Origin of the sequence: Streptomyces siamensis (assembly GCF_039543605.1) — a bacterium.
Classification (GTDB): domain Bacteria; phylum Actinomycetota; class Actinomycetes; order Streptomycetales; family Streptomycetaceae; genus Streptomyces; species Streptomyces siamensis.
The window spans coordinates 428,164-453,977 of record NZ_BAABKB010000030.1; the positions used below are offsets into that span (position 1 = coordinate 428,164).

General features: G+C 71.5%; 25 protein-coding genes. 15 read left to right on the forward strand and 10 right to left on the reverse strand.

What is annotated here, in order from left to right:
- The first annotated feature begins 9 nt into the window (after nucleotides 1-9).
- From ABEB03_RS32710 to ABEB03_RS32735, 6 genes are all read left to right on the forward strand, one after another.
- Entirely contained in the window at nucleotides 10-996 is a 987-nt protein-coding gene (locus ABEB03_RS32710; protein WP_095936284.1) for a serine/threonine-protein kinase, read from the forward strand.
- Nucleotides 983-1,447: a hypothetical protein gene (locus ABEB03_RS32715; protein ID WP_345656427.1), complete on the forward strand. Its 465-nt coding sequence runs from the start codon at nucleotides 983-985 to the stop codon at nucleotides 1,445-1,447. Before ABEB03_RS32710 ends, ABEB03_RS32715 begins: the two co-directional genes overlap by 14 nt.
- Before the next feature lie 117 nt (nucleotides 1,448-1,564).
- Nucleotides 1,565-2,740, forward strand: coding sequence for a hypothetical protein (locus ABEB03_RS32720; protein ID WP_345656428.1), 1,176 nt, complete (start codon nucleotides 1,565-1,567; stop codon nucleotides 2,738-2,740).
- 15 nt (nucleotides 2,741-2,755) lie between these two features.
- Nucleotides 2,756-3,517: a vWA domain-containing protein gene (locus tag ABEB03_RS32725; RefSeq protein ID WP_345656429.1), complete on the forward strand. Its 762-nt coding sequence runs from the start codon at nucleotides 2,756-2,758 to the stop codon at nucleotides 3,515-3,517.
- Nucleotides 3,518-3,520: 3 nt separating this feature from the next.
- Complete coding sequence (locus ABEB03_RS32730; RefSeq protein ID WP_345656430.1) at nucleotides 3,521-4,327, forward strand: PP2C family serine/threonine-protein phosphatase; 807 nt, start codon at nucleotides 3,521-3,523, stop codon at nucleotides 4,325-4,327.
- On the forward strand, nucleotides 4,324-5,496 hold the full coding sequence (locus tag ABEB03_RS32735; RefSeq protein ID WP_345656431.1) for a hypothetical protein: 1,173 nt from the start codon (nucleotides 4,324-4,326) through the stop codon (nucleotides 5,494-5,496). Before ABEB03_RS32730 ends, ABEB03_RS32735 begins: the two co-directional genes overlap by 4 nt.
- 96 nt (nucleotides 5,497-5,592) lie before the next feature.
- Here ABEB03_RS32735 and ABEB03_RS32740 read toward each other — a convergent pair whose 3' ends face one another.
- From ABEB03_RS32740 to ABEB03_RS32765, 6 genes are all read right to left on the reverse strand, one after another.
- Complete coding sequence (locus tag ABEB03_RS32740; protein WP_345656432.1) at nucleotides 5,593-6,201, reverse strand: hypothetical protein; 609 nt, start codon at nucleotides 6,199-6,201, stop codon at nucleotides 5,593-5,595.
- On the reverse strand, nucleotides 6,188-7,723 hold the full coding sequence (locus tag ABEB03_RS32745) for a substrate-binding and vWA domain-containing protein (RefSeq protein ID WP_345656433.1): 1,536 nt from the start codon (nucleotides 7,721-7,723) through the stop codon (nucleotides 6,188-6,190). Before ABEB03_RS32745 ends, ABEB03_RS32740 begins: the two co-directional genes overlap by 14 nt.
- A complete protein-coding gene (locus tag ABEB03_RS32750) occupies nucleotides 7,720-8,895 on the reverse strand; it encodes a toxic anion resistance protein (protein ID WP_345656434.1) in 1,176 nt (391 codons plus the stop codon). Before ABEB03_RS32750 ends, ABEB03_RS32745 begins: the two co-directional genes overlap by 4 nt.
- Nucleotides 8,896-8,908: 13 nt before the next feature.
- Nucleotides 8,909-9,988 (reverse strand): substrate-binding domain-containing protein, encoded by a 1,080-nt coding sequence (locus tag ABEB03_RS32755; protein WP_345656435.1) that lies wholly within the window; start codon nucleotides 9,986-9,988, stop codon nucleotides 8,909-8,911.
- A 248-nt stretch (nucleotides 9,989-10,236) separates the two neighbouring features.
- Nucleotides 10,237-10,659 (reverse strand): SCO4983 family protein, encoded by a 423-nt coding sequence (locus ABEB03_RS32760; RefSeq protein ID WP_345656436.1) that lies wholly within the window; start codon nucleotides 10,657-10,659, stop codon nucleotides 10,237-10,239.
- 103 nt (nucleotides 10,660-10,762) lie between these two features.
- Complete coding sequence (locus tag ABEB03_RS32765) at nucleotides 10,763-11,974, reverse strand: pyridoxal phosphate-dependent aminotransferase (protein ID WP_095936294.1); 1,212 nt, start codon at nucleotides 11,972-11,974, stop codon at nucleotides 10,763-10,765.
- Between the two features lie 126 nt (nucleotides 11,975-12,100).
- Here ABEB03_RS32765 and ABEB03_RS32770 point away from each other — a divergent pair, with 126 nt between their 5' ends.
- Nucleotides 12,101-12,838 (forward strand): hypothetical protein, encoded by a 738-nt coding sequence (locus ABEB03_RS32770; protein ID WP_345656437.1) that lies wholly within the window; start codon nucleotides 12,101-12,103, stop codon nucleotides 12,836-12,838.
- 157 nt (nucleotides 12,839-12,995) lie between these two features.
- Nucleotides 12,996-13,889 (forward strand): S1 family peptidase, encoded by an 894-nt coding sequence (locus tag ABEB03_RS32775; RefSeq protein WP_345656438.1) that lies wholly within the window; start codon nucleotides 12,996-12,998, stop codon nucleotides 13,887-13,889.
- A gap of 18 nt (nucleotides 13,890-13,907) precedes the next feature.
- Here ABEB03_RS32775 and ABEB03_RS32780 read toward each other — a convergent pair whose 3' ends face one another.
- Entirely contained in the window at nucleotides 13,908-15,536 is a 1,629-nt protein-coding gene (locus tag ABEB03_RS32780) for an N-acyl-D-amino-acid deacylase family protein (RefSeq protein ID WP_345656439.1), read from the reverse strand.
- A gap of 9 nt (nucleotides 15,537-15,545) precedes the next feature.
- Complete coding sequence (locus tag ABEB03_RS32785; protein WP_345656440.1) at nucleotides 15,546-16,823, reverse strand: amino acid deaminase; 1,278 nt, start codon at nucleotides 16,821-16,823, stop codon at nucleotides 15,546-15,548.
- A gap of 242 nt (nucleotides 16,824-17,065) precedes the next feature.
- Between ABEB03_RS32785 and ABEB03_RS32790 the strand changes: the two genes are divergently transcribed.
- The 5 genes from ABEB03_RS32790 (at nucleotide 17,066) to ABEB03_RS32810 (ending at nucleotide 21,987) form a co-directional block, all read left to right on the forward strand.
- Entirely contained in the window at nucleotides 17,066-18,409 is a 1,344-nt protein-coding gene (locus ABEB03_RS32790) for a sugar kinase (RefSeq protein WP_425589337.1), read from the forward strand.
- Nucleotides 18,406-19,185 carry an IclR family transcriptional regulator gene (locus tag ABEB03_RS32795; protein ID WP_345656441.1) on the forward strand — a complete coding sequence of 260 codons (780 nt, stop codon included), beginning with the start codon at nucleotides 18,406-18,408 and terminating at the stop codon, nucleotides 19,183-19,185. The genes ABEB03_RS32790 and ABEB03_RS32795 overlap by 4 nt, the downstream gene beginning before the upstream one ends.
- A complete protein-coding gene (locus ABEB03_RS32800) occupies nucleotides 19,182-19,592 on the forward strand; it encodes a RidA family protein (protein ID WP_345656442.1) in 411 nt (136 codons plus the stop codon). Before ABEB03_RS32795 ends, ABEB03_RS32800 begins: the two co-directional genes overlap by 4 nt.
- 132 nt (nucleotides 19,593-19,724) lie before the next feature.
- A complete protein-coding gene (locus tag ABEB03_RS32805) occupies nucleotides 19,725-21,242 on the forward strand; it encodes a GntP family permease (protein WP_345656443.1) in 1,518 nt (505 codons plus the stop codon).
- 64 nt (nucleotides 21,243-21,306) lie between these two features.
- Complete coding sequence (locus tag ABEB03_RS32810; protein ID WP_345656444.1) at nucleotides 21,307-21,987, forward strand: hypothetical protein; 681 nt, start codon at nucleotides 21,307-21,309, stop codon at nucleotides 21,985-21,987.
- A gap of 24 nt (nucleotides 21,988-22,011) precedes the next feature.
- On the opposite strand, the gene ABEB03_RS32815 is transcribed toward ABEB03_RS32810, so the two are convergent.
- A complete protein-coding gene (locus tag ABEB03_RS32815) occupies nucleotides 22,012-23,376 on the reverse strand; it encodes a M14 family metallopeptidase (RefSeq protein WP_345656445.1) in 1,365 nt (454 codons plus the stop codon).
- A gap of 364 nt (nucleotides 23,377-23,740) precedes the next feature.
- Here ABEB03_RS32815 and ABEB03_RS32820 point away from each other — a divergent pair, with 364 nt between their 5' ends.
- Complete coding sequence (locus tag ABEB03_RS32820) at nucleotides 23,741-25,072, forward strand: Nramp family divalent metal transporter (protein WP_345656446.1); 1,332 nt, start codon at nucleotides 23,741-23,743, stop codon at nucleotides 25,070-25,072.
- A 13-nt stretch (nucleotides 25,073-25,085) separates the two neighbouring features.
- Here the strand turns inward: ABEB03_RS32820 and ABEB03_RS45460 are convergent, their stop codons facing one another.
- Nucleotides 25,086-25,238 (reverse strand): hypothetical protein, encoded by a 153-nt coding sequence (locus ABEB03_RS45460; protein WP_425589334.1) that lies wholly within the window; start codon nucleotides 25,236-25,238, stop codon nucleotides 25,086-25,088.
- A 286-nt stretch (nucleotides 25,239-25,524) separates the two neighbouring features.
- On the opposite strand from ABEB03_RS45460, the gene ABEB03_RS32830 reads away from it, so the two are divergent.
- Nucleotides 25,525-25,814: WXG100 family type VII secretion target (locus ABEB03_RS32830; protein ID WP_345656447.1), on the forward strand; the 290-nt coding region annotated here is incomplete at its 3' end.

Here is a 25,814-nt window from a genome sequence, read left to right on the forward strand (position 1 = left end):
GTGAGCGGGGTGCGCACACCGGTCAGCGATCCCATGAAGATCGGGCCCTACCGCATCGTGGGACGGCTCGGTTCCGGCGGGATGGGATGGGTGTATCTCGGACGATCGCCGGCCGGGCGCGAGGTCGCCGTGAAGGTGGTGCGGCCCGAACTGGCGGCCGAGCACGAGTTCCGGGAGCGGTTCGCCCGCGAGGTCGCGGCGGCACGCGTGGTGAGCGGCGCCTACACCGCGGCCGTGGTCGACGCCGACACGGAGGCCGAACTCCCCTGGCTCGCCACGATGTACGTCCCCGGCCCCTCGCTCGCCGAGGCGGTCCGCACCGACGGGCCGCTGCCCGAGCCGCAGGTGCGCCGGCTCGGCGCGGGCCTGGTGGAGGCGCTCCAGGCCATCCACGCCGCCCGCGTCGTGCACCGCGACCTGAAACCGGCGAACGTGCTCCTCGCCTCCGACGGTCCGCGCGTCATCGACTTCGGGATCTCCCGGGTGGACGGAGCTCCCGGCCTCACCCAGGTCGGCGTCGTCGTCGGCACCCCGCCCTTCATGTCGCCGGAACAGATCAAGGGGGCTCCGGTGGGCCCGCCGAGCGACGTGTTCTCCCTCGGCGGCGTCCTGGTGTACGCGCTGACCGGCCGGCCGCCGCACGGCAGCGGTGAGGCCGTGCGCTACCGGGTCGTGCTGGCCGAACCCCAACTCGACGGCGTTCCCGCGGGGATGCGGGAGCTGATCTCCGGATGCCTGGCCAAACAGCCGCAGGACCGGCCCGCACTGGACACGCTGCTCGCCGACCTGCTGGAGCAGACCCCGAAGCCGGCGTCCTGGCCGCCGCCGACCGTGGCGCACAGCATCAAGGTGCGCACCCACGAACTGGCGAACCGGCGCCGGCAGAGCGTCAGCGAGTCCGTGCCGTCCTGCCTGCTGCTGCACGCGCAGGCGCTGCTGGACGCCGGTCTGACCGACAGGATGGTCGCCGAGGCGGTGGGCCGTGGCGACGCCTGAGTCCTTTCCCGGCCGGGGCCACGACATCCTCGAGATCGGCACGCACTGGCGGCAGTTGGTGCAGAACTGGGTGGCCAGGCGGAATTACCACACCGTGACCGACACCGTTTCCGTTTCCATGCAATTCGATCTGAAGGAAACGGGACGGATGGTCACCGTGAGATTCATGACGACCAAACGGCTTCTCGTCGCGTTCGCGACCGACGGTCATTATCTGCGCCAGGATCAACTGGCCGTCGCCGCCGCGGCGTCGAACGCATGGAATACCGAACAACTGAACCCCATGTTGTCCGTGTGGGACGTACGCGGACCACGCCCCTGCCTGGCAGGAGTGTGCGACCTCCCGCTGACCTGCCGCATGACCCAAACGGATTTCGATGCTTTGGCCAGTGATTGGGTGGAACGGGCGCGGCAGATGTTCACCCGCTGCCATCAGGTATTCAAGTTGTAGAAGTGAAACCCGTCATGTGGCCCGAACCCCTTTCGGACGCACACCGGTTGGCCCCAATATGGGCGAGTGCCTTTCAAGGCGACGGGGGTGCGCCTTTCAGGCCACGGGGGGTTGCCCATGCGGCGTTCGTTCTGCTCCATCGCGCTTTCCGGAATGCTGCTCGCGACGGCTCCGGCGGCCGCCGCGGCGGTACCGGGATCAGCGGCCGACGCGTCCTGCGGCAAGGACTTCAGGGAGCGCCTCCAGTGCTGGTCGCGGAACATCGGCGACGGCACCGTACGGGTCACCCTCGACGAACCGGTGCGGTTCGACGGCGGCGCGCAGGAACGCAGGGCCGTCGAGGGCGCCCTGTGGCGCGACCGCGCCCACCTGGTCGTCGAGGTGCCGAAGAACCGGCACACCGGAGGCGGCGGCACCGCGCTGCTCCTGCTGGCGAACGCGACCGGCCGGCTCGTCGAGCAGGACGCCACGATCGACCGGCTGCCCGCCGAGGCCGTGAGCGAACTGACGAACCTCCAGGCCTGCCGGCCCAAGAACCCCAAGGACCTGTGCGCCCGGCTCGCCAAGGGCCCGCTGCGGGGTGCCGACCTGATCGCCGAGCACCTGGCGGCCGACCTCTCCGAGCACACGTACGCCATCGCCGAACCCTCCGGCCCGCCGTTCGGCGGCACGGGCACCCCCTCGGGCACGTCCAGGAACACCGAGAAGGCCGACGGCAAGCAGACGTCCGGGGCGGGCAAGGGCGCGGGCAAGGGTTCGGACCAGGCCTCGGACGCCGGCTGGGACACCGCCACCCAGATCCTCGCGGTCCTGTGCGTCCTGCTCGTCGTCCTGCTCGCCGCCCTGCTGTTCCTGATCCGCCGGTCCTCCCGCGCGGTGGGCACGCTGTCCCGCCGTGCCCTCGCCGCACCCGGCGTCGGGGCGGTCCCGCCCGCCACGGCACCCACCCGCCGGCGCGACGAGACCAGCGTCCGGCCGCGCGACGAGACCACCACCCCACCGCGCGACGAGACCACCACCCGCCTCAGGGTGACACCGACACCCCGGTACGGACGCAGGGTCGGCAATGTCCCTGGGCCCGCCAGGTCGGCCGTGGTCCGCACCGAACTGCACCCGCAGGGCTACGTCGAGATCGACCGTGTGCTGTACCGGGCGGTGTGGGCGGAGCCCGGCCGACCGCCCCCCGCCCCCGGCGGGCTCGTCGACGTCACCGACGCGCGGGAACGGGACTCCGACGTCCTGTACGCGTTCCCGCCGGCCACCGGACGGCACGCCAACGGCACCAGGACCTGAGACCGGGAGACACAGATGCACAGCGAGTACCCGCCCACGCTGCCGGCGGAGTATGCCGACATCGAGTTCGAGAACAACGCGCAGCGGCTGCCGCTCGTGCTCTGCCTCGACACGTCGAGCTCCATGGCCGGACAGCCCATCCAGACGCTCAACAACGCGCTCATGGAGTGGACCCGGGAACTGCACGACGACGTCAGCCTCAGTTACAGCGTGGAGGTCGCCGTGGTCACCTTCGGCGGACAGGGCGTCGCCGCCTGGCGCGGTCCCCAGCTCCTCGCCCCCCGCGCCGCGGTGAGCCCTTTCGTGCCCGCGCACACGTTCCAGCCGCCGCAGCTCACCGCCGCCGGGGTGACCCTGATGACGGAGGCGCTGGAGCTGTCGATGCACATCGTCGCGGCCCGCAAGGCCGAACTGCGGGCCTCCGGCCTCCAGTACTACCGGCCGCAGATCTGCCTGGTCACCGACGGGCTGCCGACCGACGGCACGGGCCATCTCACCGACTCCTGGCACCGGTTGATCCCCGTCCTCGCCGACGAGCAGCGCGCCCGCCGCTTCCGGCTGTACGCGATAGGCGTCGGCGGCATCACCGACAGGGGCGAGCAGGTGCTCCAGGCCTTCGCGCCGAAGTTCAACGCCCGGCTCCAGGGATTCCCCTTCCGCGAGCTGCTCCAGATGATGTCCGCCAGCGCGAACGCCGAGCAGAAGGGCGCGGGCGACGAGGTCTTCGAGAAGATCTTCAGCCAGTTCAAGACGCAGCGCCCGGCCTGGGAATCCTGACCCATGGCCACCGTCGACGAGCGGGAGTCGCCGTGGCGGATCCACGGCATGAGCGTCGAGGGCTACCGCCACCGCCGCCAGGGACTGCCCTGCCAGGACGCCTGCGCCTACGCCACGTCGCCGTCGGTGGCGGTCCTCGCGGTCGCGGACGGCGCCGGCAGCAGGCCACGCTCCGAGGAGGGGTCCCGGCTCGCGGTGGAGCTGGCCGCGGAACACTTCGCGCGGCGGGCCGCCGCGGCGGCGGACTGCCACCCCGGCGAGGCCGTCCACGAGCTGCTGGAGGACGCTTTCCACGACGTCAGCAAGGTGTTCCTGGACCGGACCGGGGCCGAGGCCGCGGACTTCGCCACCACCCTCACCGTCGTGGTGCTGGCGCCGGGCTGGCTGGGCCATCTCACCGTGGGCGACGGCTTCGTCGTGCTGCGGGCCGGCGCGGAGGACGGCGAGCGGCAGTTCCATCTGCTGCCGCAGGCGATGGCGGCGAGCGAGTACAGCAACGAGACGGTGTTCCTCACCTCGCCGGACGCGGCCCGCTGGGTGCACACCGACTGCGTGTCCGACGAGGGGATCGACGGGGTGCTGCTGTCCACCGACGGACTCGTGCAGGCCGCGCTGAACCGCGCGGGCGGCGGCGCGCCGTCCCCGAACGTCTCGTTCGTCGACGCCGTGTTCCGCTCCCTCGACGCTCCCGGCCCGGTCACCGACAGCGCCCACGAGGGCCTCGCGACCCTGCTGAGGTCGGACCGCCTGACCGCCCTGAACGCTGACGACAAGACACTGCTGCGGGCCGTGCTCAAGGCGCGGCCATGAGCGGGCTCACGGTGTTCCTCGACGGAAAGCCGGTCACCCTCGCGGAACTGCCGCTCAAGGGCGGCGGCCAGGCCGCCGTGTTCCCGGTCGTCGGTGACGACGGCATCGTCGTGAAGCTCTACCGTGAGCCGCCCGGCATGGAGCAGGAGCGGCGGCTGATGCGGATGCTGACCATGTCCCCGCTCGCCGCCCGCCCCACCGACCGCTCCCAGCCGCCCGAACTGGCCTGGCCCACCGCGCTCGCCCGCGGCCCGCAGGGGGAGTTCCTCGGCTACGCCATGCGCCGCTTCGGCGAACCCGATCACGTGCAGGTCATCGGCCTGTTCACCCGCGCCCAGCGCCTCAAGCTGTTCCCCGACCGGGCCGACTGGCGCTTCCTGCTCGGCGTCGCCTGGAACCTCGCCTTCATGACCGCCCGCATGCACTACGACAACCTCGTCATCGGGGACTTCTCCAGCAGCAACGTGGTGGTCGACGCGAACGGCTTCGTCACCTTCCTCGACTGCGACTCGATCGCCTTCAACGACCCGGTGAACGGCGAGCTCTTCCCCTGCCTGATGCACACCACCGACTACTCGTCCCCCGAGCGGCAGGCCGGCGGCCCCGCCACCCGCGCCACCGACGACTTCGCCCTCGCCGTCCTCGTCTACCAGCTGCTGACGGCCGGCAACCACCCCTTCGGGGGCGTCCCGCACGACAGCGCCTCCGAGTCCACCGTCAAGGACAACATCGCCGCCAGCTGCTCCTACGTCGTACGCCCGGAGCGCGTGGTCATCCCGCGCGGCACCATCGACCCGTCCGTACTGCCCCCCGAACTGCTCACCCTGGCCCGCGCCGCCTTCGGCCCCGGCGTGCACGCGCCCGCCGCACGCCCTCCGGCGGAGGCGTGGCTGCGCGCGCTGGACAAGGAGCGGTCCCTGGTGCGGGTCTGCCCGAGCCGCCCGCTGCACACCTTCGGCTCCCACCTCACGTCCTGTCCCTGGTGCACCCGGGCGGCCACCACCGGGCACGACGTGTTCAACGGGCCGGCGCCGGTGTCCGTGCCCGTGCCGGACCCGCGGCGGGGACAGCACCCGGGTGACCCGGACGGCTCGTGGCCCGCGGCCCTCAAGGTCGCCGTCCTGATCGCGGTGCTGGTGGTCCTGGTGATCATCGGGCTCATGAGCTGACGGCACCCGGGCCCGCCCGTACGGCGCTCCCGGAATCCCCGTACGGCGTCGCGGCGGGACCGATGCCGTGCCCGCCGCGCCGCGCGCGGCGTGACGTCACTGCGCGCGGCCGCGGTCCTCCAGATAGCGCGTGTGCGACTCCTGCCGGCGTGCCTCGACCTCCCGCAGCGTCGTCGCGAGCCGGTCCGACTCCTCGTGCAGCAGGGTGAGCTGGCGCTCCAGATGCCGTTCCGGCGGTTCGGCGCCCGGCGCCAGCCGGGTCCACCACCTCGTCCGTACGAACGTGTCGACGGCCTCGGGGATGTCCTGCCGCACCGCCCGGGACAGCATGTGCACGCCCTCCGGGTCCTGGGCGAGGACCTCGGCGACCCAGCCGGGATCCAGCAGCGCCGCGAGGAGTCCGGTCAGCTCGGTGAGCCGGCCGGCCGCGGCCGGCGGCAGCTCGACGCCGTCCAGATACTCGCGCAGCTTCCCGAAGTCGGCGCGCAGTTCCTCCAGTTGGGCGGACGGATCGGGGAAGTCGGGGAGGGCGGGGCGCTCGGGCGGGGCGATCAGCGCGCCCGCGCCGTACAGGCCCGCGACGACGAAGGGCCAGTACGGGCCCGCGAGTCCGGTGAAGGTCAGCGCCAGGCCGAGGAGCCCGTACGCGCTGCCGGCGAGGTTCTTGCGCGATTCGAGGAAGCGGACGAGCCTACTGGTAGCCACGGATCTCCTCGAAGGCGCCGTCGAGCGAGCCCTTGCGGGCGTCGAAGAGACGGCCGCCCGTCAGGTCGGCGATGTGCTGGAGCTCGCTCCGGTCGGAGTCGCCGAACAGGATGGGGAAGACCGGGATCTCGCGTTGCCGCGCGGGGAGCCGCCGGTAGAAGCCGTCGAACTCCCGGGGGCCCGCGCCCGTCGTGTTCTCGCCGTCCGTCATCAGCACGATCGACGTGAACGTGTCGCCGTCGGACCCGAGATGCCCGTACGCCTTCTCCAGCGACGTGTAGATCGCGGTGTCGCCGTCGGCGGTGAGCCCGCGGGTGTCCTCGCGGATGCCGTCGAGCCCGGTCTCCGGGTCCTCGGGCCGGACCACGTGCGTGCGGACGCTCTTGACCTTCGAGCCGAACGGCATCAGCGTCACCTCCTCGCGGTCGCGGAAGTCGCCCGTCAGATCGGTCAGCGCCTTCTTCAGCCGGCCGAGCCGGTCGCCGCCCATCGAGCCGGAGGTGTCCAGGACGTAGACGGTGCGCGACGGCCGGCGGAGTTCGTTCTCGTACGAGTCGAGGAGGCGGTCGGCGACGGAACTGCTGCCGGGGAAGGGGAGTTCACGTCGCCTGCTCGTGTCGAGCCCGGGCGCCGGGGGCACCGAGGCGACGACCGGGCGTCGGTGCGTCTGCCGGGTGATCTCCCGCTGGACGGCCGGGGTGCGCAGGGCCTCGGCGAGGCGGCGCACGGTCTGGCGGGTGTCCGCCGAGCCGGTGGCGAGCGAGGAGAGGGGGTAGTCGGCGGTGACCACGCCGTCGCGCGGCCGGATCACCGTCAGCCCCTTCACCCCCTCCAGCACCGACTCGTAGTTGAACAGCGCGTCCACGGTGCCGCGCCGCCGGTACGCGGTGGCCAGCCAGCCCGAGGACCCCGACGTCAGCTTCTGTCCCGCGAAGAACTCCCGCAGCCGCGGGGTCGCCTTCCGCACGTCCGCGTCCGTGAGCGCCGACTGCGCGCCGGACAGGCCCGAGGCCACCGAGATCAGCGTGGAGAAGCCGGAGTTGGAGCGCGCGGGGTCGGTCATCCCGTACGTCAGCTTCCCGTCCGCCACGGCCTTCTCGACCTGGGACCAGGTGACGTCGTCCGGATTCCAGCCCAGCTCGGTCACGGTGGCCGGCTTCACCCCGATGGCCACCGGGCTCGACATGACGGGCGTCTCCGAGACCACCCGGCGCGCCGCGTCCGGGCGCAGCCGCAGACAGTCGTTCGACGACAGCCACAGCGCGTCGAACGACCGGTCCGCGCCGCCCTTCGCCAGCAGGTCGACGGCGGCGAGCGTGCCCATGTAGGTCGGTTTCACCGTGATGCCGGTGTCCTCGTGGATCCGGTCGAGGACCGGCTTCATGTCGGCGAGTTCGCTGGAGGCGAGGACCCGCAGGGTGCCGGGCTCGGGCGCCCCGCCGCCGGACTTCTCGTCCTCGGGTGCCGTGCACGCCGCGACCGCCAGGAGGGCCACGACGGCGCACGCCGCGCGTCGTCTCATCCGAGCCCGCCTTCCAGCGCGCCCTGCGACCGGCTGCGCTCCAGATGGGCGCCGGCGTGCTGGAGCTCGGCCGTCAGGGACTCGACCGTCGCGGCCATCGACTCCGTGGCCTGCACCTTGTACGTGTCGATCGCGTCGAGCGTGCGGTAGATCTGCTGGAAGGCGCTGCGCAGGGTCTCCGCGCCGACGGCGGGGTCGGCGGCGATCCGCTGGATCTCGCCGCTCTGGGTGGCGAGCATCTCGGCGTTGCCGCGGATGAGGTCCTCGGTGGTGCCGCGCAGGGCGTTGACCTGGTCGACGACCTTGCGCTGGTTGTCCAGGGCGGAGGCCAGCATCACGGAGATGCGCAGGGCGGAGACCGTGGTGGTGGCCGCGCGGTCGACGCCCTTGATCAGCTCGTCGTTGTTGCGCCGCACCACGTCCATGGCGAGGTAGCCCTGGGCGCACACGGCGAGCTGGGTGAGCAGGTCCTGGTGCTTCTGGCGCACCGGGAACAGCACGTCGGAGCGGAGGCTGTCGGCCTGCGCCGGCTCCGTTGTCCCGACGCCCTCGATGTGCTCCTCGACGGCCGTGTCCAGGGCCTGGGTGAGGACGACGTACTCCTGGAGCTTGCCCATCGTCTCCCACAGGCGGACCCGCTCGGTCTGCAACGCCGCGTTGTCCCGGCGCAGTTCGTCCTGGCCGCCGCGAAGTGAGCCGACGATCTTGTTCAGGGTGCCCTGTGCGGAGGCGTACTTGGCGACGTGGTCGCGCAGCCTGTTGCCGCCGGGGAGCCGGGAGAGGAACTTCCTTCCCTTGCTCGCGGGCAGGTCCCGCGGGTCCAGGTCCTCGACCACGCGCCGGAGTTCGACGAGGGAGCCCGCGACGTGGGACTGGGCGTCCTCGCCCTTGCCGGGCAGGCTGCGCAGGGTGCGCTCCAGCATGCGGTTGGACTGTGCGGCGGCGCCCCGCATCTCCCCGGCGCCGAGCCCCGTGATCTCGCCGACCTTGCCGGCGAATTCGGGCGAGCGGGCGTCGAGGCCCGCGAGTCCGCCGACGTACTCGGCGGCGCGGCGCGCCATCTCGTCCCGCACGGTCGGTTCGACGGGGACGAGCCCGCCGGCCCTGTCGCGGGGCACGGCCGTGACGGCTTCCGGCGGCGTGAGGGTGAACTCGTTCTCTGTGCTGGTCACTTGGTGCTTCCCCCTAGTTCCCGGCCCGGCGCGCCATCTCGTGCAGCACCTTGGAGGCGGGCACGGGCGCCTGCCGGACGCCGGTCAGCTTCTGATTGAGGTACGAGGTGCGGCCCGCGGTCGCCGCGGTGAACTCGGCGGTCGCGCCCTGCGGCCGGAACCCGTGGCGGACGGCGAGCCCGCGCAGCGTCGGGTCGGTGCTGAGGAGTTCGCCGAGCGCGCGGCCGGCATCGGTGAGCGGGACCACCGTGTGGTCGCTGTTGGCCGTGGTGTCCGGGTACAGGACGGTGAGGTCGCCCGCCTCCCGTCCGCCGTCCTCGCCGAGCAGCGCGGCGACCTGGGACTCGTAGACGAGGACGAGCGGATTGCCCGCGCCGCTGACGAAGTCCCGGAACGCCGCGTCCGTGCTGGACTGCTGGGCGCCCTGCACGCTGATGAGCTTGCGCATCAGGGGCGCGGTGCGCTCGACGTCGGCGGTGGAGGCGGCGACGCGTCCCTTGTCGGCCACGTAGGAGGCGGCGGCGAGGTAGAGGGCACCGGAGTTGGAGGTGGCCGGGTCGGTGGTGGCGATGTAGAGCGTGCCGGTCAGCTCACCGTGTGCCGCGGCGCCCTTGAGCTGCTGCCAGGTCCGGTCGTGCCGGGCCGCGTCGAGATAGGCCCCCATCTTGAGGGTGCCGGTGTTCCGGTCGAGGGTGGCGAGTCCGTTGGCGGCGAGGACCTGTGCCGCGCTGCGGTGCGCCACCACGACGACCGGCGAGTAGAAGGGCCTCGGCAGCGGCTGCCGCGCGTGGTACTTGCCGGCGAGCTCGTCGGCCGGTGCCTGGCTGGACGGAAACGCGAAGTCGTACCCCTTGAGGTCGAGCCCTTCCATGGCCCACGACCCGGACGTCTCCGTCTTCACGGTGTAGCCCTTGGCGGCCAGGGCCTTCACCACGTCGGGATCGGCGAAGAACTCCGCCTTCTCCGATCCGATCACTCCTCGCACGGTCTTCGTTGCCGTGCTCTTGTCCTGACCTTCGCGGCCTGCGACGACGGCTGCTGCCACTCCGCCGATCAACAGCACCGCCAGGACGATTCCTGCGATACGTCTCACGCCTGGAGCGTGCGCCTCGGAACCCAACGTTCCCGGTCTCGGCGGGTGAACAGGGGGTGACCACCGGGTCCCGGTACGCAACCGGAGGGGGCGCCTCCTGCCGGCGCGCACGGCGCACCCCACCACGCTGTCTCACCCGTTCGGATGGCCGGGCGATCCGGACCGCGAGGTGCGGGTCATATGGCGCCCGGTCCGCGCGTCGCTGCGGGTGCACGCGGACCGGGGCCGTCAAGGGGGAGCCCGGAGGCTCAGTGGGGCGCGAGCTCGCGGGGCTCGGCGACCGGGGCATGGGCGTCCATGCGCTCGGCGGCGAGGATCGCCGCCGCGGTGTCGGCGCGGGACGCGGCGACGACGAGGGCGCGGCCGGCGAGCGCGTGCGCCCGCTGGTGGAGCGCCGGCAGGTGCGGTTCGTGCAGGGCGGCGGCCACCGCGGCACGCACCGGCGTCGCCCCGCCCCGCAGCCGCGCCACCTGCGCGGTGAGCCGCTCGGCGGCCGCGTCCAGGTCGGCGGAGGGCGCCAGAGCGCGGATCTCGTCCGTGACCGCGAGCAGCGCCGCGAGGTGACCGGCGAGCTGGATGTCCAGCTCCTCCTCGCGCGACCGGTGGGGGAAGTCCGAGGAAGTGGTGCCGGCCATCGTGTGGACCGACTTGGTGCGGATCGGTTCGTACATGGGATGGCCTCCTGTGCTCTGACAGGAAACCATCCTAGCTTGGATTTCGTCTAAAGTTGAGTCGAGTCGCAGATTTGTGCACAGCGCGTACACAGCGTGAGCGTCAGGGCTGGGTGTAGCCGTCCAGGAACTTCCCGATCCGCGTCACCGCGTCCGTCAGGTCGGCGACCGTCGGCAGGGTGACCACCCGGAAGTGGTCCGCCTCGGGCCAGTTGAAGCCCGTCCCCTGCACGACCATGATCTTCTCGCGGCGCAGCAGGTCGAGGACCATCTGCCGGTCGTCCTTGATCTTGAAGACCTTGGGGTCCAGCCGTGGGAAGAGATACAGCGCCCCCTTCGGCTTGACGCATGTCACGCCCGGGATCTGCGTCAGCAGCTCGTAGGCGACGTCCCGCTGCTCCATCAGCCGGCCGCCGGGCAGCACCAGGTCGTTGATCGTCTGCCGTCCGCTCAGTGCGGCCACCACTCCGTGCTGGCCCGGCATGTTCGCGCACAGACGCATGTTCGCGAGGATCGTCAGCCCCTCGATGTACGACTCGGCGTGCGCGCGCGGCCCCGAGACCGACATCCAGCCCACCCGGTAGCCCGCCACCCGGTACGCCTTCGACATGCCGTTGAAGGTGAGGGTGAGCAGGTCGGGGGCCACCGCCGCCGTCGCCGTGTGCGTCGCCCCGTCGTAGAGGATCTTGTCGTAGATCTCGTCGGAACAGACCAGCAGATTGTGCCGCCGGGCGATGTCGGTGAGCCCCCGGATCATCGCCTCGTCGTAGACCGCACCCGTCGGGTTGTTCGGGTTGATGATGACGATCGCCTTGGTGCGGTCGGTGACCTTCCGCTCCACGTCGGCGAGGTCGGGCATCCAGTCGGACTGCTCGTCGCAGCGGTAGTGCACCGCCGTACCGCCGGACAGGGACACGGCCGCCGTCCACAGCGGATAGTCCGGGGCGGGCACCAGGACCTCGTCGCCGTCGTCCAGCAGGGCCTGCATCGCCATCACGATCAGCTCGGAGACGCCGTTGCCGATGAAGACGTGCTCGACGTCCGTCTCGATGCCCAGCGTCTGGTTGTGCATGACGACGGCCCGGCGCGCGGCGAGCAGGCCCTTGGCGTCGCCGTACCCGTGCGCGGAGGAGACGTTGCGGAGGATGTCCTCCAGGATCTCCGGCGGGCACTCGAACCCGAAGGCGGCAGGGTTGCCCGTGTTGAGCTTGAGGATGCGGTGACCGGCTGCTTCCAGCCGCATCGCCTCCTCAAGAACCGGACCCCGGATCTCGTAGCAGACGTTGGCGAGCTTCGTGGACTGGATCACCTGCATGCCCGTGAGCTTACGGCCGCGTAACGCATGGTGGGGGGTGTTTTCCACCACGTGAGACGTGCCGGTTCCGCCGCTTTCGTCCCCGGGCTGGGCCCGGACCCCTTGCTTTCTCTACAATCCGCCCTCATGTCCTGGCAGCCCGGCGACCCCGAGAACCAGCCGAAGGTGTACCTCCCGCAGAGCGACGGCGAGGGCTCCCCGGCCTATGACGCCTACGCCGACCCGGCCGAGGCGCACGGCTGGCAGGAGGGATACGACGGCGTCGGCGACACGGTCGCCGGTGACGCCGCCGCCGACGGGTCGCCGGCCCCCGCGGACAGTGACATCGGACAGGAGCGGGACATCGCGCGGGACCCGGCCGACGACGACCCCGCACAGGCGTGGGACGCCGCATGGAACCCGGCCGCCGGCGACGCGGCGGGCCGCCGCGACCGGCTGCGCCGCCGCCGTCGCACCCGACTGGTCCGCCGGCTCGCCGTGGGTGCCGGAGCCGTGTGCGTCGTCGTCCTCGGTGCGGCGCTCTCGGGAGCCTTCGACTCGGCACCGTCCGGGGGCCCCGCGCCCGCGGGACGCGGGGCGCGCGACGGCGCCGGTGACGACTCCGAGGTCCCGGCCGTCCCGTCCGCGGGCGCGGGGGACGGCGCCACGGACGGCGCGACCGCGAGCGGAACGCCCGGCGGGTCCGCCTCCGCGACCCGTGACGCCACGGCTTCCGCCACGACGACGGCCTCGCCCTCGTCGTCCGGCGCTCCGAAGACCACCGCGTCCCCGAGCCCCACGGCCACCGGAACGTCCTCGTCGGGCCCCGGCAACTCCAACGGCCGCCCCGGTCACGGCCAGGGTGCCACCAAGCGGCCCAAGTAGCCCTGCGGATCTCCCGCCGGCGCATACCCGGAAGCCGAAACGCGGCCGGAAACAACTCCTTGTCCCCTCACCCCTCGCGCCTCACAATGCGCATGACAAAAGAGAAGGGTGACCGGAAAACCTTCGGTCGCCCCAAGTCGCAAGAGGGGACCCCCACATGAGAAAGCCTCTCGTCGCCGCGCTCTTCGCCCTGGTGATCGCCGGGGCAGGTGCGGCACCCGCGGTCGCGGCGCCCGCACCCGACCGCGCCGCGCCATCACCGGTCCAGGAGCAGGCGTCGGCCGGGAAGGCGTCGCCCGACCGGGCGCCCGCCGTTCAGGCCGTGGACTTCGCCGGCACCGTCTCGCTCAGCAACTGCTCCGGCTCCGTCGTCCGGATGCCTGCCTCCGAGGACGACGACCCCGCGCTCGTGCTCTCCAACGGCCACTGCCTGGAGACCGGCTTCCCGGAGCCCGGCGAGGTCATCGTCGACCAGGCCTCCAGCCGCTCGTTCGGCCTGCTCAACTCCGCGGGCACCAGGGTCGCGACGCTGCGCGCCGGCAAGGTCGCGTACTCCACGATGACCGACACGGACATCACGATCTATCAGCTCACCCGCACCTACGCGCAGATCAAGAGCTCGTACGGCATCAGCGCGCTGACGCTCAGCGACACGCACCCGGTCGCCGGCACGGCCATCAAGGTCGTCTCCGGCTACTGGAAGCGCATCTACAGCTGCAACATCGACGGGTTCGTGTACCGCCTCAAGGAGGGTGACTGGACCTGGAAGGACTCGGTCCGCTACACCTCCGCCTGCAACACCATCGGGGGCACGTCCGGTTCACCCGTCGTCGACAACTCCACCGGCAAGGTCGTCGCCGTCAACAACACCGGCAACGAGGACGGCGGGCGCTGCACCGTCAACAACCCCTGCGAGGTCGACGCCAACGGCACGGTGACGGTCCGCCAGGGCATCAACTACGCCGAGGAGACCTACCAGATCGTCCCGTGCTTCGGGCTCGACAACAAGCTCGACCTGAGCCGCTCCGGCTGCACCCTGCCCAAGCCGTAACCGCTGCGCGGCGGGTGGTCATCCGGTCGGCTCGCGGCGGACCGCCCGCCCCGCCAGCACATCCGTCCTGCGCCCGTCCTCGATCACGAAACGGCCGTCGACGAGGACGTACGGGATACCGGTCGGCAGCGTGCGCGGGGCCTCGAAGGTGGAACCCGCAGCGACCGTGGCCGGGTCGAAGAGGACCAGGTCGGCGCGGTTGCCCTCGCGGACGATCCCGCGGTCGGGCAGCCGCAGCCGGGCGGCCGGCCGCCCGGTGAGGTGCGCGACGCACTCCTCCAGGGACAGCACGCCCAACTCCCGTACGTACCGGCCCAGGTAGTGCGGGAAGGTGCCGTACGCCCGCGGGTGCGGCTTGTCGCCCCGCAGGATGCCGTCCGAGCCGCCCGTGTGCACGGGGTGACGCATGATCGCCCGGACGTTCTCCTCGTGGCCGACGTGCTGGAGGATCGTCGGGCCGAGCCGGTCCTCGACCAGCAGACGGCGGGCCGTGTGCCAGGGAGTCTCGCCGCGTTCGTCCGCGGACTGCCGGACCGTGCGGCCGACATAGGGGGCGAGGCCGGGCTCGCTCACGCCGGAGATCTCGATGGTGTCCCACTCGATGGGGACGCCGTGGCAGCCGTCCGCGCCGACGACCTCCATGTGGTGCCGGATCCGCTCGGCGGTCGCGTCGTCCCGCAGCCGGGCGAGGATCGCCTCCGGGCCGCCCTCGCTCGCCCAGCTGGGCAGCATCGCCACGAGCGTGGTGCAGCCCGGTGTGTAGGGGTAGGTGTCCAGGCTGATGTCCGCGCCGCCGGCCAGCGCCTCGTCCAGCAGGGCCAGCAGTTGCGGGGCCCGTCCCTTGTTGACGCCGAAGTTCATGGTGGCGTGGGCGAGGTGCAGCGGGCAGCCGGCCTCGCGGGTGAGGGCGACCATCTCCTCGTACGCCTCCAGGGCGCCCGCCCCGTACGAGCGGTGGTGCGGGCAGTAGTAGCCGCCGTGCGCGGCCACCACCCGGCACAGTTCCGTCAGTTCGGCGTCCTTGGCGTACATCCCGGGTGTGTACGTCAGCCCGGACGACATGCCGACGGCGCCCTCCCGCAGGCCGTCGGCCACCAGCCGGCGCATCCGGTCCAGCTCCGCCGGCGTCGCCTCGCGGTCCTCCCAGCCGACCGCGAGCATGCGCACGGTGCCCTGCGGGATCAGGTACGCGGCGTTGACCGCGATGCCCTCGCCGTCGAAACCGTGGTCGAGCCGGTCCAGGTACTCGCCGACCGACCGCCAGGTGAAGTCGATGTCGTCGCCGTGGCCGTTCCAGCCGGTGATCGCCCTGCGGACCTCGGCGAGCGTGCGGTCGTCCACCGGCGCGTACGACAGGCCGTCCTGGCCGATGACCTCCAGGGTCACGCCCTGCGCGGCCTTCGCGCTGTGGTCCGGGTCGCGCAGCAGCGCCAGGTCGCTGTGCGCGTGCATGTCGATGAAACCGGGGGCGAGGACCAGGCCCTCGGCGTCCAGTTCCCGGCACGCGGTGGGGCGCTGGCAGCCCGCCGCGGCGGCCTCCTTGACGATCGAGACGATCCGGCCGCCGTCGACGACCACGTCGGCGCGGTAGGCGGGCGCCCCGGTGCCGTCGACGACGTCCGCGTCACGGATGACGAGATCCAACACGGCGACCTCCTAGAAGAACGTGCGGACGTAGTCGACGACCGTGCCGTCCTGCTCCACCACGGGAATCAGCTCCCACTTGTCGAACGACGTGCAGGGATGGGACAGGCCCATGCCGATCCAGTCGCCGACCCGCAGCTCCGCCCCGGGGGAGGTGCGCAGCCACGCGTGCTGGTCGGAGAGCCCGGTCACCTCGACGCCGTCGGCCGGGTGCTCGACGCCGTCGCGCCGCACCACCTGCGCCTCGGGCAGATCCAGGTCGTACGCCGCGTCCCGCTTGCCCGCGTTGGCGAAGGCCTGGTCGGCGCTGGGCCGGGAGACCACCTGGGCCCACAGCCGGAAGGCGGGGTGCAGCGCGCCCTCCTCCGGGATGCGGGTGAAGGGGGTCAGCTTGCGGTAGTGGCCGTCGTCGTGGGAGACGTACGCGCCGGACCGCAGCAGCTTCAGGACCGGCCGGGAGAGCGCGGGGATCTCCGCGAAGACGTCGGCGACCGCGTCGAACCAGGCGCTGCCGCCCGCGCTGACGACGATCTCCTCCAGGCCCGCGAACCGGCCCGCCTTGTCGAAGTCCGCCGCCAGCGCGGTGAGCCGGCGCAGCCAGGCGTGCACACGCTCCGGGTCCGCCTGCGGCACCTCGCCCTCGTAACCCGCCACGCCGGCCAGCCGCAGGGTCGTCGTCGCGGCCACCGCGTCGGCGACCGCCGCGCACTCGGCCTCCGTACGGACGCCGGTGCGGGCGCCCTCGCCCGCGGCGAGCTCCACGACCACGTCCACGGGGCGGGTGGTGCCGGCCAGCGCCGCGTCCATCAGCTCCACACCGCGCACGGAGTCCACGTAACAGATGAAGCGGAAGTCCTCGTCCCGGGCGAGCTCGGCGGCGATCCAGCGCAGCGCCGCGTGGTCGACGAGCTCGTTCGCCAGGAAGATCCGGTCGATTCCGAAACGCCGTGCGACACGCACCTGGTGGGGGACCGCCAGCGTGATGCCCCACGCGCCGTGCTCGATCTGCTGCCAGAACAGCTGCGGGGCCATCGACGTCTTGCCGTGCGGCGCGAAGGCGAGGCCGTGCCGGGTGGCGTACGTCTCCATCAGGGCGAGATTGTGCTGGAGCCGCTCGGCGGAGAGCGCGAGGACCGGGGTGGTGAAGCCGTCCGTGAACAGGTTGCGGCGCTGGGCGGCGAGCTCGCCGACGGTCAGTCCGTCGGCTTCCGGCGGGAGGCCCTTGAAGCGGTGGTCGACACGGTCCGCCGTGAGAGCGGCGAGCTGTGTTGCGGCGGTGTCGGCGCCCATGGGGCCTCCTTGATGAGGTGTGTTGCCCGCGTTCCGCTGGTGCGTTGCGCGATGTGCAACGGTCATTGCGTATGTCGCTTACTGCTGTCTAACATCCCAGCCAACGCAGGGTCAACGGTGCCGTTGGCCGCGAGGTCCTGCCGTCGAATCCTCCGCCGCCCGCTCGACGGGCGGAGGGGAGCGCGACGGCAGGCCCTGGAGTGTCCACCATGCCGTGCCCGCGAGAGCAAGGAGCCTCAGCCATCGTGACCACCGACGGACCCGCCGACACCGTGCCCCACGACGCCGCCGCCGGCCTCGGCGGCCCCGTCGACGTGGTCGCGCTCGGCGAGTCCATGGTCACCTTCCTGCCCTCCCGGCCGGGCCGCCTCGCCGACGTCCCGTCCTTCGAGCGGGGCATCGGGGGCGCCGAGTCCAACGTGGCGTGCGTGCTCGCCTGCGCCGGGCACAGCGCGCGCTGGGTCGGCCGGGTCGGCGCGGACGGGTTCGGCGACCACCTCGTGGAGACCATCGCCGCGTACGGCGTCGACACCTCCGCCGTGCGGCGGGACCCCGAGCGCCCGACCGGCATCTACTTCCGCACAGCGGGAGACCGGGCGACCGACGCCCACGAAGTCGCCTACTACCGGGCCGGGTCCGCCGCCTCCGCGATGGCCGCCGACACCCTGGACCTCGGCGCCGTCCGCGCCGGCCGCGTCCTGCATCTGTCCGGCATCACCGCCGCGCTGTCCGAGGACTGCCTCGGCCTGATGCGCGAACTCATCGCGCCTCGGCCCGGCCGTCCGCTCGTCTCCTTCGACGTCAACCACCGCCCCGGACTGTGGCGTGACGCCGCGGGCCCGCGGGTCCTGCTCGACCTGGCCCGCGGCGCCGACATCGTCTTCGTCGGCGAGGACGAGGCGCGGGAGGCCTGGGGACTGCGCGGGGCGCGCGCCGTCCGCGACGCCCTGCCCGAGCCCGGCGTCCTGGTCGTGAAGCAGGGCGAGGCGGGGGCGACGGTGTTCGAGAAGACCGTCACCGACCGGAGTGAGACGCTCGTCGGCGTCGGCGTCGGCGTCGGTGGAGACGGCACGGACGGCATGGACGGCATGGACGGCATGGACGGCACGGACGTCACGGACGGCGGGGACGAAGGGCGCGAGAGGGAAGGCCTCGGCGGCCGGGGCGAGACGCGCGTCGGCGTCGGTGGGATCGACGAAGGGGACGCCCCCGGCGGCCGGGGGCAGGGCGCAGCCGCGTCCGGGCGCGGCGCCGGCGACACCGCCACCTTCGTGCCCGCACTGCACGTCGACGTCGTCGCCGCCGTCGGCGCCGGCGACGCCTTCGCCGCCGGCTTCCTCTCCGCCACCCTGCGCGGACTGCCCGTCCGCGACCGGCTCCGGCACGGCCACCTCATGGCCGCCGCCGCGCTCACCGTCCCCGGCGACCTCGCCACGCCGCCGTCCCGCGACCACGCCGACCGCCTGGCCGCTCTCGACGACGACGCGTGGGGGAGACTTCGACTCGGCCCCGGCTGGACGAAAACCATCGGCCACGCCGCCGATCGAACCGTCGATCGGGCCGAGGAGGAGGTACGCACGCCATGAGTCAGACCGTCGACCGCGCGCTCAGCATTCTGCCGCTGCTCGCCGAGGGCCCCGCCGACCTCGGCCAGGTCGCCGACCGGCTCGGTGTGCACAAGTCCACCGCGCTGCGGCTGCTGCGCACCCTGCACGAGCACGGACTCGTCTACCGCCAGTCCGACCAGCGCTACCGGCTCGGCGCCCGCCTCTTCGCCCTCGCCCAGGAGGCCGTGGAGAACCTCGATGTGCGCGAGATCGCCCACCCCCACCTCGTACGCCTCAACGAGCAGTGCGGACACACCGTCCACCTCGCCGTCTACGAGGAGAACGAGGTCCTCTACATCGACAAGGTCGAGAGCCGCTACCCCGTGCGCATGTACTCGCGCATCGGCAAGCCCGTCGCCATCACCGTCGCCGCGGTCGCCAAACTGCTGCTCGCCGACCTCCCCGAGGCCGAGCGGCGCGCTCTCGCCGACAAGCTCGACTACCCCATGTACACGGCCCGTTCGATCCCCAACGCGCCCGCCTTCCTCAAGGAGCTGGCGACGGTGCGCGAACAGGGCTGGGCCACCGACCTCGGTGGCCACGAGGAGTCCATCAACTGCGTCGCCGCCCCCATCCGCGGCGCGGACGGACGCGTCGCCGCCGCCATGTCGGTCTCCGCGCCCAATGTCGTCGTCACCGCCGACGAACTCCTCACCCTGCTCCCGCTGGTGCGCCGTACCGCCGACGCCATCAGCGGCGACTACTCGGGCAGGACCCCCACGAAGGAAGCCCCCCAAGAAATGAGCACGGAATGACGGACAAGATCGCCCTCACCCCGAAGACGCACACCACCCCGCCCGCGAAGTTCTCGCACGGTGTGAAGAAGGGCAACATCCTCCAGGTCGCCGGCCAGGTCGGCTTCCTGCCCGCCGAGGAGGGCAAGCCCCCGACGCCCGCCGGCCCGACGCTGCGTGAGCAGACCCTCCAGACCCTCGCGAACGTCAAGGCGATCCTCGAAGAGGGCGGCGCGAGCTGGGACGACGCGATGATGATCCGCGTCTACCTCACGGACGTCGGTCACTTCGCCGAGATGAACGAGATCTACAACCAGTACTTCGAGGAGCAGGGCCTCACCGCGCCCCCCGCCGCCCGCACCACCGTCTACGTCGGACTGCCGGCCGGACTCCTCGTCGAGATCGACGTGCTCGCCGTCCTCGGCTGACACGCACCCTCGCACCACCCGCACTCCCGCACGCCGTCACGGCGCGGCGCCCCATACCCGTCATCCCCGGGGCGCCGTGCCGCGATTCCCCCTGCCCGAAAGCACCATGCACTTACGAAACAGAGGCCCTCCATGGCGTCCCCCCTGTCCCTCTGGTCCTCGGTGCCGTCGCATCCGCTCGCGGCGCCGGCTCCAGCCACCCCTGAGACACCACCCCACACCGGCGGTCTGCTCCTCCTCGTCGACGGCACCGCCGGGCTGCTCACCGTCGCCGCCCTCGGCATCGCCCTGCTGCTGTTCCTCATCATCAAGGCCAGACTCCAGCCGTTCGTGGCCCTGCTCGCCGTCTCCATAGCCGTCGGCCTGGCCTCGGGACTGTCGGTCACCGAACTCTTCGGCACGGTCCAGCGGTCGACGGCCGTCTCCGTCATCGAGTCCGGCATGGGCGGCATCCTCGGCCATGTCGCCATCATCATCGGCCTGGGCACCATGCTCGGCGCCATCCTCGAAGTCAGCGGCGGCGCGGAGGTGTTGGCGTCCCGGCTGCTCAATCTGTTCGGCGAGAAGCGCGCACCGCTCGCCATGGGCCTGACCGGCCTGATCTTCGGCATCCCGGTCTTCTTCGACGTCGGCATCTTCGTCCTCGCGCCGATCGTGTACGCCGCCGCCAAGCGCTCCGGCAAGTCCATCCTGCTCTACTGCCTGCCGCTGCTCGCCGGCCTGTCCATGACCCACGCGTTCCTGCCCCCGCACCCCGGCCCGGTGGCCGCGGCCGGTCTGCTGCACGTCCAGCTCGGCTGGGTCATCCTCATGGGCATCGTCTGCGGCGTCCCCGCCGTCCTGGCCGCCTGGGTGTACGCCGCCTGGATCGGCAGGCGCCTGTTCGTCCCCGTGCCGCAGGACATGGTCGAGGCCGCGGCGGAGGCCAAGCAGGCGGTCGTCGAGGAGCAGCGCGCGTCGGGAGTGGAGCCCCAGGAGAAGCCGGTGCCGCTCGGCACGGTCCTCGGCATCATCGGTACGCCGCTGGTGCTGATCCTCGCGGCCACCTTCTCGTCGATCGCCCTGGACCCGTCCACCGTCCGCTCGGTCATCGAGTTCTTCGGCAGCCCGTTCGTGGCCCTCACGATCGCCCTGCTCCTCGCGTACTACCTGCTCGGCATCCGCCGCGGCTGGTCCCGCAAGTCCCTGGAGACGGTGTCGACCTCGTCCCTGAAGCCGGTCGGCAACATCCTGCTCGTGGTCGGCGCCGGCGGCATCTTCGGAGCCGTGCTGAAGGCGAGCGGCGTCGCCCAGGCGCTCTCCGACACCTTCAACGACGTCGGTCTCCCGGTGATCGTCCTGTCCTACCTGATCTCCGTGGTCCTGCGGGTGGCCCAGGGCTCGGCGACGGTCGCCATCGTCACGACCGCGGGCATCGTGGCCCCGCTGCTGACGGAGGGTCACCACTCCCAGGCCTTCGTCGCCCTGGTCATCATGGCGATCTCGGCGGGCTCCATCTTCGCCTCGCACGTCAACGACGGCGGGTTCTGGATGGTCGCCAAGTACTTCGGCATCAGTGAGCGCGACACGCTGAAGACGTGGACCGTGCTGGAGAGCGTGCTGTCCGTGGCGGGCTTCGCCGTGGCCGCCGCGGTCAGCCTGGTCGTGTAGGCGTCTGATAACGAAGTCGGGGCTGGCTGTGTGCGACACAGGATCGTCGACCATACTGCCCGCTGTGGAGCAGCGCATAGGTTCGAGCAGCCAGCCCCTGGGCGCCGGATTCGACCCGGCCTTCGTCCCCGGACTCACCTCGCCCGCGGCCGCGGAGCCCGAGGACGCGGTGTCCGGCACCGCGGCCGAGGACGCCGCGGCCGACGACGGCGGGGTCGGGGAGACCTCGCCGAAGGCGGCGGAGTCCGGTGCGTCCGACGTCGAGGACGCCGAGAAGGCGGCCTCCGACGCGACGGACGACGCGGACGGCACGGAGACCGCGGAGGACGATCCCCGCGAGGCCGCCGCCGACGTCTCCGTCGAGGACGAGGACGAGGAAGCGGACGGCGACAGGGACGAGGCGGACGCGGAGGACGCGGCCGACCCCGACGGTCCCGTCTTCGAGGCCTCCGACCGCCGCGCCTCGATCACGGCCGACCACCGCGGCGTACGGCTGCGGCTGGACGACCAGGAGGCGGAATTCCGCTGGGACGAGATCGGGGCCGTCGAGACGGAGTCCCCGCGCTTCGGCAAGCGGTTCACCGTCACCGTCCACACGCCTGACCGCCGCTGGTACCCGATCGAGATCGAGGCGACGGCCAGGTCGCGCTTCAAGGAGTGGGAGTCGCGGCTCGACGAGGTCCTGGACGCCTACTTCGAGGACGGCGAGGACGCCGCGGAAGACGCCGAGGGCGACGCCGCGTGACGGGCGCGGGGCACCGCGCCCCGGCTAGCTGCAGTACTGGTCGGCCTTCCCGATCGACCGGTACATGCAGTCGGCGTTCTCCAGGAGTTGCAGCACCGCGTCGCGGTTGCGCGCCGTCTCCCGCTCGATGACCTCGTCGGGCGGGTAGAAGCCGCCGCCTCCGGACGACGGGTACATCTCGAAGGTGTAGCTGAAGATCTTCTGGGTGCCCCACAGGTAGTCGTCGATCGAGCCGTCCGTGATGTAGAGGTCGCTGGACTGCTCGGGCGTGTAGCCGTTGCTGGCGGCCATCTTCTCGCCGACGGTCCTGAAGGCGTTGTAGTCGTCCGCCGTCATCCCGGTGGTGGTGTTCGAGTACGTGTACCCGAACGGCCACAGCACCAGCTCGCTGTACGTGTGGAAGTCGATCCCGGCGGTGATCTGCTGCTTGCCGCCGACGACCCGGCCGCGGACGAAGTCGGCGACGACCTTCACCTCGGGTGCCGACTCCGCGGACGCCCCGCGGTAGGTCTCGGACGACTTCGACCCCGAAGAGCCGCCGCAGCAGCCCCACTTGTAGTTCCAGTTGCGGTTCAGGTCGGTGCCGACGTACGAACTGCCGCTGTTGGGCTGGCGGTTCTTGCGCCACGAGCGGTAGGAGCCGGTCGCGATGTCGTACTCGCCGCCGTCGGGGTTGAGGTCGGGGACGATCCAGATCTCGCGGCTGTTCACCATGTTGGTGACGCGGGAGTCCGAGCCGTAGCCCGCGCCGAGTTCGCGGAGCAGGTACAGGGCCATCTCGACGGTCAGGTGCTCGCGGGCGTGCTGGTGGAAGGTGAAGAGGACCTCGGGCTCGTTCTCGTCGGTGGCCACGTTGTCGCTGACCTTGATGGCGACGATGTCCCGGCCCTGGTAGGACTTGCCGATCACCCGCTTGCTCATGATGTTCGGGTACGCGGCGAGGCGCTGGTCGATCTCCGTGCTCATCTCGGCGTAGTTGTGGTACTTCGAGTCCGCCGACGGGAAGTCGAAGAGCCGGACGTCACCGGCGCCGCCCGACCGGTCCGGTGCCGATCCCAGCGGCGAGACGTCGTAGCCGAGCGCGCGCAGTTTCCTGATCTGGTCCGCGCGGCCCGAGACGACGACGGTCTCCTCGTCGGCCTCGTCCACGGTGACACCGGTCTGCTGGATGGCCGTGCGGGTCACCGGTGTGGTGCCCTGATGGATCTCGTACTGGCGGACGTCGTCGGCGGAGGGGGCGTGGGCTCCCGCTCCGCTCGCGGTGGCGTCGGTGACGGTGGCGGTGAGGGGGGCCGCGAGGGCGAAGGCCGCGAGGACGGCGAGGGCGGCTGTGCGCCGGCCGCCTCTCCTCGGCCCGGTCGCGCCGCTGCCGCGTATGCGAAGTCGCATGAAGTCTCCTTGTGTCTCCAGGAATTCCGGGATCTCCGGAATGTGGGGAGTGGAGCGGGGGGTGGTTCATGGCGACGTGCCTGGTGCGGGTGCGGCGCTCATGGTGCGGCCATGGCATGAGCAGGTCAAGCGATGACAAAGTGCCGATGGCGGGAATCGGCCGAAATTCAGCCCGGTGGCGTACGCGGCCCCACGCCGGGCACGGCGCGGTGCCCGGCGTGCGGACGAGCGCATGCGCAAGGTCCGGGCACGGCCCGCGCCCGCCCGCCGAGGCCGGGGGTCGTGTGCCCGATGGGTGCACATCGCGTGGCGATCGGCGTACGCGCCCTTGTGCCACTACCGCGCTTTACGCTTTCTTGACCGCATGACGGAGACCACCGGGAAGTCCGAGAAGCCGGCGTCGGAGGAGACCGACTCCCGCCCCCGCAAGTCCAGTTGGAAGTACATCGGGCCCGGGATCGTCGTCGCCGCGACCGGCGTCGGCGCCGGCGACCTCGTCGCCACCCTCATCGCGGGCAGCAACTTCGGCTACACGCTGCTGTGGGCCGCCGTCATCGGCTGCCTGGTCAAGATCTCCCTGGCCGAGGCGGCGGGCCGCTGGCACCTGTCCACCGGCCGCACCCTCTTCGACGGCTGGGCGAGCCTCGGCCGCTGGACGACGTACTTCTTCGTCGTCTACGCGGTCGTCTGGGGCTTCGTCTACGGCGCGGCGGCGATGTCGTCGAGCGCGCTGCCGCTGCAGGCCCTGTTCCCCGGCGTCTTCCCGGACGACTGGTCCATCAAGCCGTGGGCCGTCCTGTGCGGGCTCGTCGGCCTGGTCTTCGTCTGGTTCAACCGGTACGAGGTCTTCGAGAAGGTCATGACGGTGCTGGTCGGCGTGATGTTCGTCGTCACCGTCTACCTCGCGGTCCGGGTCACACCGAACCTCGGCGACGCCCTCGCGGGACTCCTCCCCGTCCTGCCCGACGAGAAGGACTCGGTTCTCAACACGCTCGGCCTGATCGGCGGGGTCGGCGGCACGATCACCCTGGCCGCGTACGGCTACTGGGTCAACGCCAAGGGCTGGACGAACACGGGCTGGATGAAGGTGATGCGCCTCGACAACCGGGTCGCCTACATCACCACCGGCATCTTCGTCGTCGCGATGCTCTTCGTCGGCGCGGAGCTGCTGCACTCGGCGAACGTGGCCATCGCCAGTGGCGACCAGGGGCTGATCCAGCTCGGCGACATCCTGGAGGAGGAGTACGGCACGGCGACCGCGAAGTTCTTCCTGATCGGCTTCTTCGCGACCTCGTTCACCTCGCTCATCGGCGTCTGGCACGGCGTGAGCCTGATGTTCGCGGACTTCGTGGCGCGCTACCGGACCCGGGAGCAGGTCACGGGCGAGGAGGTCGCGGCCGGCGGGCGCGAGAAGTCCTGGCCCTTCCGCGCCTATCTGCTCTGGCTGACCTTCCCTCCGATCGTGCTCCTCTTCCAGGGCGAACCCTTCCGGCTCGTCATCCTCTACGGAGTCCTGGGCGCGGCCTTCCTCCCCTTCCTCGCCCTCACCCTGATCTGGCTCCTGAACTCCTCCCGCACGCCCCGCGAATGGCGCAACGGCCCGCTGAGCAACGCCATGCTGGCGATCGCCGGGCTGCTCTTCCTGGTCCTGTGCGTCAAGCAGATCTGGGACCAGCCCTGGTCGGACTTCCTCTGAGGGGCCGTGCGGGTCACTTGAGCAGCTCGTGCCACTTCGGGCCGAGGGCGATCGTCCGCAGCTCCTTCATGGTCAGCGCGGGGGTGGCGCGGGTCGCCGCGCTCTCCTGGTTCCCCGCGTTGAACGCCTCGATGCTGCGGTCCTCCCAGTAGCGCAGGACGACCACGGCCCGGTCCTTCGAGGGCAGTCGGCGCAGCGCCTCGACCAGAGTCAGCCGCAGGGTCGTGTCACCGTCGGCGGTGCCCGGATCCGCTACATCCGGAATGACGTCGGTGGCGCGCTCCCCGTCCTCACTTCTTCGATGCGGTGGACCCCCGGAAATGTTTCACCCCGCTCGCCGCGTCCGCCAGTCGCTGCTCCGGACCTGCTGTCCTCCACGCCGGACAGGAACATCCAGTAACTTCACTGGTGCGTACGAGAGTTACTGCGGCAAACGTGACGGGGGTTGCGGCGTGGCGGGGAATCGGCCGGGGGACTGGCATGTCCTGGATCTGGAGAAGGATCCGACGCCGGGTGATCCGGACCGGGTGCGGCATCTGGCGAAGAGTTTGCTGGACTTCGCGGACGATGTCGGGGAGGCGTTGCGGTCGGTCAAGGGGATGGCGGACGAGGACGCTGTTCTGAAGTGGGCGGGGAAGTCGGCGAAGGCGTTCGGGGATGAGTTCTCGGGTGTGCCGAAGCAGTTGAAGAAGTTGAAGAAGTCGTACGAGATGGCCGGGGATGCGCTGGCCGTGTATTGGCC

Bases quoted from the DNA above. Each gene is read 5' to 3' on its own strand.
- ABEB03_RS32720 (WP_345656428.1), top strand. From the start codon at position 1,565: ATGCGGCGTTCGTTCTGCTCCATCGCGCTTTCCGGAATGCTGCTCGCG.
- ABEB03_RS32725 (WP_345656429.1), top strand. From the start codon at position 2,756: ATGCACAGCGAGTACCCGCCCACGCTGCCGGCGGAGTATGCCGACATC.
- ABEB03_RS32730 (WP_345656430.1), top strand. From the start codon at position 3,521: ATGGCCACCGTCGACGAGCGGGAGTCGCCGTGGCGGATCCACGGCATG.
- ABEB03_RS32735 (WP_345656431.1), top strand. From the start codon at position 4,324: ATGAGCGGGCTCACGGTGTTCCTCGACGGAAAGCCGGTCACCCTCGCG.
- ABEB03_RS32745 (WP_345656433.1), bottom strand. From the start codon at position 7,723: ATGAGACGACGCGCGGCGTGCGCCGTCGTGGCCCTCCTGGCGGTCGCG.
- ABEB03_RS32760 (WP_345656436.1), bottom strand. From the start codon at position 10,659: ATGTACGAACCGATCCGCACCAAGTCGGTCCACACGATGGCCGGCACC.
- ABEB03_RS32765 (WP_095936294.1), bottom strand. From the start codon at position 11,974: ATGCAGGTGATCCAGTCCACGAAGCTCGCCAACGTCTGCTACGAGATC.
- ABEB03_RS32770 (WP_345656437.1), top strand. From the start codon at position 12,101: ATGTCCTGGCAGCCCGGCGACCCCGAGAACCAGCCGAAGGTGTACCTC.
- ABEB03_RS32775 (WP_345656438.1), top strand. From the start codon at position 12,996: ATGAGAAAGCCTCTCGTCGCCGCGCTCTTCGCCCTGGTGATCGCCGGG.
- ABEB03_RS32785 (WP_345656440.1), bottom strand. From the start codon at position 16,823: ATGGGCGCCGACACCGCCGCAACACAGCTCGCCGCTCTCACGGCGGAC.
- ABEB03_RS32795 (WP_345656441.1), top strand. From the start codon at position 18,406: ATGAGTCAGACCGTCGACCGCGCGCTCAGCATTCTGCCGCTGCTCGCC.
- ABEB03_RS32800 (WP_345656442.1), top strand. From the start codon at position 19,182: ATGACGGACAAGATCGCCCTCACCCCGAAGACGCACACCACCCCGCCC.
- ABEB03_RS32805 (WP_345656443.1), top strand. From the start codon at position 19,725: ATGGCGTCCCCCCTGTCCCTCTGGTCCTCGGTGCCGTCGCATCCGCTC.
- ABEB03_RS32815 (WP_345656445.1), bottom strand. From the start codon at position 23,376: ATGCGACTTCGCATACGCGGCAGCGGCGCGACCGGGCCGAGGAGAGGC.
- ABEB03_RS32820 (WP_345656446.1), top strand. From the start codon at position 23,741: ATGACGGAGACCACCGGGAAGTCCGAGAAGCCGGCGTCGGAGGAGACC.